The organism is Adlercreutzia sp. DFI.6.23 (genome assembly GCF_024462535.1).
Lineage (GTDB): Bacteria > Actinomycetota > Coriobacteriia > Coriobacteriales > Eggerthellaceae > Adlercreutzia > Adlercreutzia rubneri.
The window spans coordinates 1-296 of the sequence record NZ_JANGBP010000601.1 but is presented as its reverse complement, the minus strand read 5'-3'; the positions used below and the strand labels follow the sequence as shown (position 1 = coordinate 296).

The following is a 296-nucleotide window of genomic DNA, read 5'->3' as shown; positions in this document are numbered from 1 at the left end:
ATCAAGCCCGACGTCGTCGTGGGCTTCGGCGGGTACGTGTGCATTCCCGTGGCCCGAGCGGCCGAGAAGACCGGCGTGCCCGTGGTGCTGCACGAGCAGAATTCCGTGGCGGGTATGACAAACAAGTATCTGGCCCGGCGGGCCGACGCCGTCTGCGTGACCTACGAGTGCTCGGCGGAGAGCCTGGGCGCCACCGCGCCGGTCACCGTGATGGGCAATCCCGTGCGCCGTTCGGTCATCGAGGCCGATCGCGCCGCGGGCCGGGCGATGTTCGACCTTGCCGAGGATGATTTCAT

At 67.9% G+C, this 296-nt stretch carries 1 protein-coding gene; it reads left to right on the top strand.

The features are described from left to right. Nucleotides 1-296: glycosyltransferase (locus tag NE591_RS14730; RefSeq protein WP_256157044.1), on the top strand; the 296-nt coding region annotated here is incomplete at both ends.